Here is a 10930-nt window from a genome sequence, read left to right as displayed (position 1 = left end):
AGTGCCTCAGAGCCAAGAAAGCCTTGTTTAGTTGAACCGCCGTGATACGTGACCCGTACGTCCGGTGGTGTGGGAGGTTGGGGCGAGCGATCGCCCCCGCCTACCCGATCTGTCTGCCAGCCATGGTCGGCCCATTGTCTAGGGCGCGGGAGAAAAGCCCTCATCCTCGTTTTCTGCGCTGCAGGGCCCTTCCTCCACAAAGACCTTCTGGCTCTTCCCGGCTTTCCTGACCTTCCTGACGTTCCCCATATTCTCGCAACTCTCGGCCTTCACGCCCCTTTCTTCCCCTTCTTCTACAAGGCCCATCTGCCTGCGCCACATATCGTCAAGGTCAAGGCCCTTTTCGCGAGCCTCGCGCAAGGGTGCAGGAACTGTGGAAAAATCCCTGCCGACAAGCCAGGGCAGTTTTGGCTTCACCCCTTCCGCAAGGTCCAGGATGGCAGACGCCACGCGCTGCGCCTGCGAGGCCATGGCTAGTATGTCCCCGGGGTTGCTTCTCAGGCACTTGTTCCAGGCGCCGATATAGCCTGCACACTTGGGAAGCGCACCCTCAAGGCCGAAGGCCACTGTCGCAAAGGCAGCAAAAAGCTCTGCCCGCAGCTCCTCGCGGGCGTATTCGTCCTCCCCGAAGCCTCCGCCAAGGACCCTGTCCTCCCTCCCCCTTGCGCCTGTCCAGTGGAAGAACTCGTGGCAGAGGGTCGCGTAGTAGATGGCAGGATTGTCGTAGCTCTCCCGTGGCGGCATATGGATTGCGTCCTCGCGCTTCGAATAATAGGCGCCGTCCGGGGAATCGTGCACAACCCTTGCCCCGCAGGCTGCTATGGCCCTGTCGAGAAAGCTGTTTTCAAGGAACACCGTGGACCTTTGCACCCGAAGGGGTGGCACGTCCGCAGTGGTGTCCGCAACGGAGTAGACGCGCACGCTCGCAAAGTAGAGTTTCCCCCTAAGCCAGAGCTTGCCGTCCTCCTTCACCTCCAGATTCTTTTCAGGATACGCAGACGGGTCCTCGTCTGGCGCAAGAGGCCGTCCCTGTCCCCTGCGCGGCGTCATCACAAGATAGGGCTTTGCGCCTTCCTTGAGGCGCGCTGTGTTGCCCTCCCTGTCCTTCAGCTTCCCAAGGGAGCGCAGGGTCAGGAAGCGGCAGTCGTTTTGCCCCCTGGTCCTTGCCTGTGCAGTGAGGGAAATCGCGTTCACGCCCGAGTAGCGATTCCCGTAGATGATGTTTTGCGGTGGTACCCAGGGCCTTGCAAGCCCCAGGTCCCGTTCCGTTTTTCCCTCGCGTATGAGGCCCACTATGCTTGTCGCAACCTCCCTGATGAGCCTGTCCGCAGCCGATGTTTCCCTTATCTTGCGGCCCCTTGGGGCTGTCCTCCTTTCCGCCATGCATTGTACGACTGTTGCCCGTTTTTGAACCTCGACCCCAAGCCAAATGTCTGCACGTATGCATCAGACAAGGTAGCGCCTGGCTGCGACAAGGCGTTTTTTCCCTGGCGCAAGCCTTGAGACAATGACACCCTTGCCACGACCTGCCGCGTGCACAAAATAGCCCCGTGCAAGGTACATCCCGCAGTGCCAGCCAGAGGGCGAGACCCTGGAGCTGAAAAGGAGCACGTCTCCGAAGGCAAGTCTTTGCCCTGCCCTGCGGCCCCCGCGCCCCTGTTCAAGGGCAGTTCTGGGAAGGAGAAGGCCTGCACAGCGGTAGAGCCACTGCACAAGGCCCGAACAGTCAAAGGCGTTTGGTCCCCCGGCGCCCCACACATACGGTTTTCCAAGGGAAAGGCGCACTGCAAGGGCAAGCCTTTTGGCTGCCCTGTCCCTTGTCATTCTTCCCTGGCCGTTCGTACCCGGTGTTTCGCCTGCCCCAAGGGCAAGGCCAGGAAAAAGAGCGTACAGGAGCAGGGCAGCGCACAGTGTTCTGCGTTGCATACTTGCCTCCAATATCTTCTTGCCTCGCTTTAGGCAGAAATTTCTGTCGCCCTGGGTGCCGCCTGTCTGACTTGTTGGTAGCTGGCCCCTTTCTTCAGACAGTGACAGCTTCTTGCCGCACGCAAGACTTTCATAAAATACAGGCATGCCGCAATGAAAGTCAAGATATCCCGAGACGGAGAGTCCAAATACATTTTTGTTCATAAGTTTCAATACCATACAGGCAAGACCCGTGAAACGGGGCTGCAAGACCCTGCCCGGGGAAAAATTTTCTTTGCCTATGTGTTGACAGGTCAGGAAAAATATGACAAAAGGGGTTTCGGACAAGGGATGCCGCCCTCGGGGTGAAGGCGCGCATCCGTTCATCCCATGGCAAGTGCCCCTGAGGAGAAGGTGCTTCAGCCAGCGGGTTCGCAGCCTTGTTCGTTCGCAGGACGATTCGAAGAATCTTCGTATGGGGAATCATCGCATGGATTCTTCATATGGATTCTTTGTTTGGACGCACGCGACATTTGTGTGACGATATGGCCTGTCGCCAGACTGTCACGCTATTGTCCGGGATCCGACACCTGCCAACCTTAAGGCCATTGGGCATGAGCACACTTAACGCAACATATGGATTGTGGGCGTCTTTCCCCACACGATCCCGGGTGACAAGCCCTGTCTTTTCCCGCGTATATCGGGAAGGGGTGGTGCCTTCTTCCTGCCACGGGTCGTCCCATGTGTCGCGTACCCTTGTGTGCCCTGCCCTGGCTTCATGGAGATATTCATGCACGAAACATCCACGCAAGATACCAGGGTCGACTTTTCCTCCGGGTCATGCGGCTTTCGCTGCTCCTGCCCCGGAACCCCATATGCCTTTGACGTTCCCCTCATCCTGGTCGGGCTCATGGTGCTTGTGCAGACAGCCCTTGTCTGCGTTCTGGCCTTCAACCATCTCGACCGCACGGCCAGGGGCCCGGAGAGAGGGACGTACACACTATCCGACACTGCAGGGAAGCCCGCGTCCGGGGCTTTCACGCATGCGGGAGGTGCTGCCGTGGTAACGGGCCAGGTCCAGGGCACGCACCCCCACGCCTCTTCTTCCGGCCCCGCCGTGCCAGTCACGGACGCGGCGGGGTACGAAAGCGGAGTTTTGCAGGGCCCTGCAACGCGTCTTGACACGCAGTTGCAAGGACATATTGTTCAGGGTGCAGGGCATAAGCGCTTCAGAGAGGCAATGTCTGGCACAATGCCAGGCTCCGACCTCGAATCCGCTCTCGCAGCGCTTCTTGCCCGGTATCCCCATGCCGAACTGCATAACCTGAGGGCTGGCACTGACGATGAGGTGAACCCCATTCCCTTTGGGGCCCGCAAGGCCTTCGAGGCCCAGGCCTATCCTGCCTTGCGCATAACAGCCGAGGGCAGGGAACACAAAGTTCCTGATATCGACACAAACATGAACCCCCGCGACCTCGAGGCCATCCTTGCAAAGCTCGCCTCTGCAAGGACAGTTTCCAGGGCCAGGGTGGACGAGCTTTTGGCGCGTGTTCCGGGTGTCCTGCTTGCAAAAGACAAGGACAAGGCCCTCGACAGGACGATGGCACTTCTGGTCTTTACAGAACCCGATTGCCCGCACTGCAAAAGGGCCCAGGGCCTTTTGCAAGGCCTTCCTCTTTCCTTCCCTGTGCTTCTCATGCCCGTGGGAAGCGGGCCGTCAAGCCTTGCCCTCTACACAAGGGAAGGTACAAGACCTTCCCAGGGCGAGCTTGAGCTGGTCCATTCCTGGCTGGGTCTTGCCTCGGACTGGTTTGTCGGCACATGCGGCGCAAAGACCTTTGTTCCCACCTTCTTGTGGATCAGGGACAACGAGGCGCGCATGGGAACCTTAAACTCACGCGAGCTTCTTGTCCTTTTGGCAATGCTCAATGCGCAAGGGACAACGAGCGCGCAGCCGCTCCCAAAGGGCGGCGCCGCGCACGAACAAGCCGGCCTGTCCCGGGCAACGCAGTCCAAGCAACCATCCAACCTGCAATCAAACCCAAAATCCAACCCATAACAACCAATCAAGGAGTATAACAATGGACATTCAGCTTCATCATTTGAGCAACGCGGACAAGGAAGCCTTTGTGGAAGGCTTTGCCGCTGCCGCAGCCATGGACTTTCCCCATTTCGATGCCGAGCGCGACGCTCTGCGCGATGAACCCTGGAGCAGGCCCTGGGAAAACGGCCCCCTCACTCTGGTTGTGCGCGACAAGACCATGCCCAGCGCCAAGACGCTTGGCAGGCAGTGGTTCTGGATCGTGCGCGAGGACATGCTGCTTGAGGCAGCAAGCGAAGTCTTGCCCCATCAGCCTGTCTACGCCATGCCCTGCTAAAGGCCCTTGTCCCAACCCCAGGCAAATCAAAAAAAAACTCAACCCCAGGCTTTTCGCCAAAAAGCGGCTTCGTGAAAAAGCAATGGCGAAAGGCATGGCACAAGACCATCAGCTGTTCCCGGGACAAAAAAGCGTTCCCCGGGAACACGCGCGGGGGTGCACGCGCAAGGACTGCGAAAAAAAGCCTTGCCCATACCCCTCAAGGCCGCAAAGCCACTTTTTCCAAGGACCATGTGCCCAAAGCACTGTGGGCAACATCCCTTGTCACCTTGTCCGGATCCCTGGCGGGAACCATCGTTCCCTCGTCTTTCCCCATTTTGCGAGCAACAAAAAGGGGATCCTTGCCGCATACCCGACGAGGATCCCCAGCGTGAGGATGATTGTGCTATGCTATTTTTTCATGGCACGCAGTCCGTTTGCGACCACGAGGAGCGAGGTGCCCACGTCCGCGAACACTGCCATCCACATGGTGGCGTTGCCAGTGAAGGTGAGGACAAAGAAGAGGGCCTTGATGCCCAGGGCCAGGGCTATGTTCTGAACCAGGATGGCGTAGGTTGCGCGGGAGAGGGCAATGAATCTCGGTACTTTGCGCAAATCGTCGTCCATGATGGCCACGTCCGCGGTCTCGATGGCCGTGTCCGTGCCGCCCTTTGCCATGGCAAAGCCCACGCTTGCCCTGGCAAGGGCCGGGGCGTCGTTGATGCCATCGCCAACCATGCCGACCTTGCCATCTCCTCCAAGCCTGTCTATGACAGCCAGCTTGTCCTCGGGCAGCATGTTGGCGTGCACCTCGTCAACGCCCACCCTGTCGGCAATGACCTTCGCAGTGTGCTCGTTGTCGCCAGTGAGCATGATGGTGCGCACACCAAGGCGTCTTAAGTCCTGAAGGGCCTCGAGGCTTGTCTCCTTCACGGTGTCCGCCACGGCTATCAGTCCTTCAACCTTCGAGCCCACAAGGGCCACAACGCTCTTGCCTTCCTTCTCCAGGGCAAAGAGCCTTTCTTCTATCGCCTTCGAGCACTTGCCAAGGCGCTCCACCATGCGGTGGTTGCCAAGGTACCATTTGTGCCCGTCAATGACACCGCAGATGCCTTCGCCAGGCAATGCCTCGAGCTCTTCCACAGCCTGCAGGGAAGTTCCTGCCTCTTCGGCAGCCCTTGCTATGGCTCCGGAGACAGGGTGGTCGGAGCGGGAGGCAAGGCTTGCAGCAAGGATGTGCACCCTCTCCCTGTCAAGGTCGCCCATGGGAACAAGATCCGTCTGTTCCGGCCGCCCGCGGGTGATGGTGCCAGTCTTGTCGAAGGCTATGGCCTTCAGAAGGCGTCCCTGTTCCAGAAACATGCCGCCCTTGACGAGTATGCCGCTCCTTGTGGCAGCAGCCATGCCGCTCACAATGCTCACTGGCGTGGAGATGACCAGGGCACAGGGGCAGCCTATGACAAGCACGACCAGGGCCGTGTAGACTGCCGAGGAGACGGGTGTTGCGGTGAAAAGGGGCATAAGGACTGCCACTGCAATGGCGACAAGGAAGACTGCAGGCGTGTAGTACCTTGCAAAGGCGTCCACAAAACGCTGCATGGGCGCGCGGGTGGCCTGCGCCTCCTCCACTGCGTGGATGATGCGCGCAAGGGTGGAGTTGGTGGCAAGGGCCGTCACCTCGAACTCGAAGGAGCCAGCCTCGTTGATGGTGCCGGCATACACCTGGGAGCCCTCGGACTTTTCCACAGGCATGGACTCGCCCGTGATGGGCGCCTGGTTCACTGTGGAGTGGCCGCTTGTGACAACACCGTCCAGGGCAACCTTTTCGCCTGGCCGCACGCGCACGATGCTTCCCACTGCCACCTCGCGAATATCCATGGCCAGCCAGCTTCCGTCTGCCTGCCGCACCGTGGCCCTTTCGGGGGCAAGGGCAAGCAGTTCGCGGATGGCGTTGCGGGCCCTGTCGAGGGACTTTGCCTCTATGGCCTCGGAGAGGTTGAAGAGGACCATGACCATGGCAGCCTCGGGGAACTGGCCTATGAGGACAGCGCCTGTCACGGCAACAGCCATGAGGGCGTTCATGTTGAGGTTCAGGTTGGAGACTGCAAGCCAGCCCTTCTTGTAGGTCGAAAGGCCTGCCAGGGCTATGGCAATGACCGAGAAGGCGAGTGCCAGCACGTCCATCAGGGAAAAGCCCTGTACTGTGAGAGAGGCCACGTCTATCCCGAAGGGTTTTGCCTGCCAGGTTTCCACAAGGTGGAAGACCTCGGAGAAGGCAGCAAGAATACCTGCCACGCAAAGCTTCTTCCAGGGAATTTTGGGCGTCTCGTCTGCCATGCTTGCTGCCTTGTCGCGCACAAGGCGAGCTCCCATGTTCAGGGAAGCAAGAATCTTTGAAATGTCCGGCAAAAGCCCCGGCCTGTGGGTCACGGTGAGCATGCGGGTCATGAGGTTGAACTCAAGGTTCGTGATGCCGGAGATGTTTGCAAGCTTTGCGCGGATAAGGCGCTCTTCCTCGGGACAGTCCATGCCCGCCACGTTGAAGACCGAGGTCTCGTCTGTGGCTATGGCCTCTGGCGTCATGTCTATGGCCTTCAGGGCCTCTTCTATGACCGTGGTTGAGGCAAGTGTATGATTCACTGTAAGCACGCGCTGCATGAGGTTGAACTCAAGGCTCGTGATGCCGGAAATCCCGGCAAGCTTCTTGCGTATGAGGGCTTCCTCCATGGGGCAGTCCATGTTCACGATGCGGTAGATGGCGCGGGTGTCCGATGCCGAACCCAGGGCAGCGTAGTCCAGCTCCTCCATGGCCGCATGCTCGTGGCAGCAGCAATGGTCGTGCGCATGATCGTGTGCGTGTTCATGGTCATGAGCGTCGCAGCAGGCATGCTCATGCGCGTGTTCATGCGCATGGTCGTGGGTTTCACAGCATGCGCGAACGTGCTCGTGGGCATGATCGTGCGTGTGTTCATGGCCGGAACAGCAGGCATGATCATGGACATGTTCGTGCGCGGCTTCCTCTGCCTTGCGCCTTGCAAGGATCTCGCGCCCTATCTCGCATATATATCCAAGTGGATGGCTTTGCCCGCAGGGGCACAGCGCCGTGGTGGCTTCACTCATATATTCCTCCAAGGTGGCCTGTCGGGAGGGGGTACCGCCCTCCCTTTTTCATCGATAGTGACAGGGTAGTGTCTATAGCAACTATAGAGTCAAGCGACTTTTCGCATATTTTTGAAAAAATTTTTCATCTTGCGGCAAACGTCGTGCAATAGTGTGCGATTTGTGCCTTTTCATCCAACGTGCAACAGACAGGAGACTCATGCAGGCCCTACCGGACAGTCTTGCCAGGGCAAGGGACGCCTACCTTGCCATGCTTGCGCAAAGCCCGGCGAACATCGTGAAAATCCCCCTGGCAAGCCTCACCGGCGAACTTGCGCAGGAACTGTGCCTCAAGGCCGTGCAGCTGGCAGGGGCAGCCCTTGCCCTTTTGCCGGACGCGCTTGTCACCCGCGAGATGTGCCTTTGCGCAGTCTCCGGAAACGGCCTTGCCCTGCGCCATGTTCCAAGGAAGCTTGTGGACAGGGACATGTGCCTTGCAGCCGTGCGTGCCAACGGCCTGGCCCTGCGCTTTGTCCCCTCGCGCCTTTGCGACTGGGATATGGCAAGGGCAGCTGTGGAAAACGACGGCCAGGCACTGGGCCTTGTGCCTTTGAGGCTGCGCGAGCAGGAGATCTGCCATCTTGGTGCAGCGCGCGGGGCAAGCCTTGCCATGATACCCGAGCGCTTTCGCGATCGTATTGTCTGGCAGGGGCTTGTACGCAGCGGGCGTGCCAGCCTTGGTGATGTTCCGCACCCCTTGCGCGACAAAAGCCTCTGCCTTGACGCCCTGCGCCTTGAGGGCACTGCCATCAAGGACGTCCCGGGGAGCATCCTCGACCAGGGGATGTGCGCCTTGGCTGTGCGCACAGAACAATCAAACCCTTAAATCCTAGCAACTTACAACCCCTTTGCACCAAATCGCCTTGGTGCAGGGCAAAATGAGCCGCTCCCACTATGGCAAATCCCACCCCTTTCTTGACGCATCGGCAGACTGTCGATGCGTTATCTTTCTCTTTGGTAGAGGCAACAAGAAAGGGCGATCCCGAAGGACCGCCCTTGAGCAAAAATACGCGTTGCGCAATGTCGCTGGAGATGGTTGCAATCCCTAAGCTCCAGAGGCCGGTAGAGTACTACCTCAAGCCGGACTTAGACAGCGGGTTCCCGCTGTGGACATTGTGAGTATACATGTACAAAGACGCTTTTGTGAAGTCCTCCACCCTACAACCAAAAGCCAAAGTACACATGATAACTTCTCTCGACCCCCTCCTACAGACAGAGCGCCTTGAAACACGGGTAGGCGGCGCTACAATTCTCGTCCGCAAGCTTTTCGGTGGCTCCTACATGCTGGAAGGCCGCAACGCCTCCGGCTGGCAGGTTGTCTGCCAGTATCAGACAACCACAGAGGAAGCGGCGCAAGCCTTCGACAAGTTCGTGTCAGAGTTCCGGGCGTACCTGGATAGACAAAAGAAAAGCCCCGTGGCTGTGAACAATGACCACGGGGCACTCCTCTAGGAGGTGCAGGGTATGAGCACCCTGCAAGGCAACAAGAACACAAGCCGGAAACGATTTCAAGCCCCTGCACCGCAATGGTACAGGGGCATTCTTGTTACCTGGTCTCCGGCGGCGCTTGCCTCCGGAGAACCTCCGACTTGTAGGATTCCTGGCAGTGGTTCTTGTCGAAGAAGAGCAGGCCGTCAATCAGCTTGCGCGGCCATGACCGGACGCCGTCACGGTCATCTCTGAATGCGCGGCTGCTCAGAGTTTCATCGGGCCAGCCGTTACACAGAGCGTTACACAACTGGTCAATGGCAATCAGTACACACTTGCCGTACCCATAGTCTCCCGGCATTAGGCATCGCCCTCGCTTAGTGTGTATACAGGCTGAATGGCTGCCACCGCGTCCTTTGTCTCGCACAGATCCAGTTGATCCTCGTAGGCCTGTCTCTGACCAATGAGGGTACCAGAGATATTGGAGAAGGCAGTGGCCTTTGCGATCACCTTCTGACACAGGAGCTCAAGACTGACACCACGAGCAGCGGCCAAAGGAGACAAGAGCGGGCAGGCAGAAGACGGATCCGAAGTGTATGCTAACGCCTCCTGCTTCTGCTGGTCGAAGGTGAGCAGCTCCCTGTCGGGATATGTCGGCGTCATGGCCTTCAGGGCAGCGTCACACTTCTCGTTGATCTCGGCCAGCTTCTCGGCCTTGACCTCGTCCAGCGTCTTGAGTTCCGGGCCGACAGTGTAGCCATAGAAGACAAGCGTACGCTTCAGGTAGTCCTCACCGCCGGGCTTGCCATTGCTGTAGAGGGCAATCACCTGCTTGCTCGCAGGGGCCTCTGTCACATACTTGGCCTCCTCCACGTCCCAGAGGCGTCCATCATTGATCTTGTACACTATCTCGTTGAGTTCCATGTGGATGTTCTCCTTTGAGCTGAGTCCCGGAGCGGCCTCAGTCGCGGCTCGCAGGGACTCGGGGTTGGTGTGACGGTAAAAGCGGACGATCATAGCCTCGTCCGCATGGCCCATGATATCGGCCACACTCTTGAGGTCCGCGCCCGCGTCCAAACTATGGCTCGCAAAGGCATGGCGAAGGTCATAGGGACGGATGCGCCGCTCTATGCCAGCCCGTTGCAGAGCCTTGCGCCATGCATGGCCGATGTTGCGCACGGACTTGCCGTGGTAGTTGATAACCCAAGGGCACTGGATAGCAGCGTCCTGGATTGACCATGACTGTAGTTGGTCGAGCACATCCCGCCGGATTGGCACGGCTCTCCCCTCTGCCCGTGCTCCCTTGGCAGCTTGCGGCATGCGGAGGACAGCGTGCTCGAGATCCACATCGGACCACCGCAATCTGAAGAGCTCGGAAGGACCAATGCGAGCACCAGTGGCAAGTCCTAAGAGCACAACCCTTTTGACGTGTTCGGAAGCGGAGTTGTAGATCAGCTTGGCCTCATGCAGCGTGGGCGGATCCGGCGTCTGTCGGGGCTGTGCGGCAAGGCGCATGCTGGCAAGCGGGTTGCTGCTGAGCAGGCCCCAGCGGACAGCATGGTTGCAAGCGGTCCGCAACAGCCCTGCCCTGCGGTTGGCAGTGGTCCTGCCCACGCCCCGCTCACGCTGTACCTTCAGAAAAGCGTCCATATCCTCCAAGGTCATACAGTGAGCCTTGCGCTCCCCATAGATATCCCGGATGCTCTTGAGGTGGTGAGCGCAGGACTTGCGGGTGCGCAGGTTCGTCAGCGAGTCCAAGTATCGGTCAATGACGTCGGCCACAGTGATTGACGGGGCTGCCTGTAGTTTGCGCCGTCGTTTTGTGGCCTTGATGATAGCCCGCTCCCGGTCAAAGACTTGGCTTTGTGCCTCGTCAAAGGCTTTAGCCTCTGCCTGCGTCAGAAAAGACCTGGTCCTTGCTTTACCTGACCATGGCTCTTTGTAGCGCACGATCCATGGCTTGGATTTGATTGCCTTGTGAATGATTGCCATGTGGCACCTCCTCCACAGAGGCAAGGGACAATGAGTACAGAAAGCAAGGGATAAATACGGGGAGTGAGGTTTTACGTAAACCAGGCGAC

Annotated in this window: 9 protein-coding genes; 5 read left to right on the top strand and 4 right to left on the bottom strand. The window is 58.7% G+C overall.

All coding sequences use genetic code 11. From position 1 onward, the window contains the following. Positions 1-138 precede the first annotated feature (138 nt). Positions 139-1383 (bottom strand): zincin-like metallopeptidase domain-containing protein, encoded by a 1245-nt coding sequence (locus tag B5F76_RS13895; protein ID WP_087355634.1) that lies wholly within the window; start codon positions 1381-1383, stop codon positions 139-141. Positions 1384-1446: 63 nt separating this feature from the next. Continuing rightward, the gene (locus B5F76_RS15215; protein ID WP_204218432.1) at positions 1447-1926 is read right to left on the bottom strand and encodes a C40 family peptidase; all 480 of its coding nucleotides are present in this window, start codon (positions 1924-1926) and stop codon (positions 1447-1449) included. Between the two features lie 769 nt (positions 1927-2695). Between B5F76_RS15215 and B5F76_RS13885 the strand changes: the two genes are divergently transcribed. Both B5F76_RS13885 and B5F76_RS13880 read left to right on the top strand, forming a co-directional pair. Then, the gene (locus B5F76_RS13885; RefSeq protein WP_087355630.1) at positions 2696-3964 is read left to right on the top strand and encodes a hypothetical protein; all 1269 of its coding nucleotides are present in this window, start codon (positions 2696-2698) and stop codon (positions 3962-3964) included. A gap of 22 nt (positions 3965-3986) precedes the next feature. Continuing rightward, positions 3987-4283: a hypothetical protein gene (locus B5F76_RS13880; RefSeq protein WP_087355629.1), complete on the top strand. Its 297-nt coding sequence runs from the start codon at positions 3987-3989 to the stop codon at positions 4281-4283. A gap of 390 nt (positions 4284-4673) precedes the next feature. Here B5F76_RS13880 and B5F76_RS13875 read toward each other — a convergent pair whose 3' ends face one another. Further along, positions 4674-7070, bottom strand: coding sequence for a cation-translocating P-type ATPase (locus tag B5F76_RS13875; RefSeq protein ID WP_204218431.1), 2397 nt, complete (start codon positions 7068-7070; stop codon positions 4674-4676). Positions 7071-7082: 12 nt separating this feature from the next. On the opposite strand from B5F76_RS13875, the gene B5F76_RS15210 reads away from it, so the two are divergent. From B5F76_RS15210 to B5F76_RS13865, 3 genes are all read left to right on the top strand, one after another. After that, positions 7083-7451, top strand: coding sequence for a hypothetical protein (locus B5F76_RS15210; protein ID WP_204218430.1), 369 nt, complete (start codon positions 7083-7085; stop codon positions 7449-7451). Positions 7452-7581: 130 nt separating this feature from the next. Then, positions 7582-8247, top strand: a complete 666-nt coding sequence (locus B5F76_RS13870; protein ID WP_087355625.1) for a DUF4116 domain-containing protein — start codon at positions 7582-7584, stop codon at positions 8245-8247. A 356-nt stretch (positions 8248-8603) separates the two neighbouring features. Further along, complete coding sequence (locus B5F76_RS13865) at positions 8604-8873, top strand: hypothetical protein (protein WP_144268502.1); 270 nt, start codon at positions 8604-8606, stop codon at positions 8871-8873. Between the two features lie 336 nt (positions 8874-9209). Here the strand turns inward: B5F76_RS13865 and B5F76_RS13855 are convergent, their stop codons facing one another. Further along, a complete protein-coding gene (locus tag B5F76_RS13855; protein WP_087355618.1) occupies positions 9210-10841 on the bottom strand; it encodes a tyrosine-type recombinase/integrase in 1632 nt (543 codons plus the stop codon). Positions 10842-10930 lie beyond the last annotated feature (89 nt).

The organism is Desulfovibrio sp. An276, assembly GCF_002159665.1.
In the GTDB taxonomy this organism is placed as follows: domain Bacteria; phylum Desulfobacterota; class Desulfovibrionia; order Desulfovibrionales; family Desulfovibrionaceae; genus Desulfovibrio; species Desulfovibrio faecigallinarum.
This window is presented reverse-complemented; position numbering and strand designations above follow the sequence as displayed.

What these genes read in the sequence shown, in the direction of transcription:
- B5F76_RS13865 (WP_144268502.1), top strand. Translation starts at nt 8,604, where the DNA reads ATGATAACTTCTCTCGACCCCCTCCTACAGACAGAGCGCCTTGAAACA.
- B5F76_RS13875 (WP_204218431.1), bottom strand. Translation starts at nt 7,070, where the DNA reads ATGGAGGAGCTGGACTACGCTGCCCTGGGTTCGGCATCGGACACCCGC.
- B5F76_RS13895 (WP_087355634.1), bottom strand. Translation starts at nt 1,383, where the DNA reads ATGGCGGAAAGGAGGACAGCCCCAAGGGGCCGCAAGATAAGGGAAACA.
- B5F76_RS13885 (WP_087355630.1), top strand. Translation starts at nt 2,696, where the DNA reads ATGCACGAAACATCCACGCAAGATACCAGGGTCGACTTTTCCTCCGGG.
- B5F76_RS13855 (WP_087355618.1), bottom strand. Translation starts at nt 10,841, where the DNA reads ATGGCAATCATTCACAAGGCAATCAAATCCAAGCCATGGATCGTGCGC.
- B5F76_RS13870 (WP_087355625.1), top strand. Translation starts at nt 7,582, where the DNA reads ATGCAGGCCCTACCGGACAGTCTTGCCAGGGCAAGGGACGCCTACCTT.
- B5F76_RS13880 (WP_087355629.1), top strand. Translation starts at nt 3,987, where the DNA reads ATGGACATTCAGCTTCATCATTTGAGCAACGCGGACAAGGAAGCCTTT.
- B5F76_RS15215 (WP_204218432.1), bottom strand. Translation starts at nt 1,926, where the DNA reads ATGCAACGCAGAACACTGTGCGCTGCCCTGCTCCTGTACGCTCTTTTT.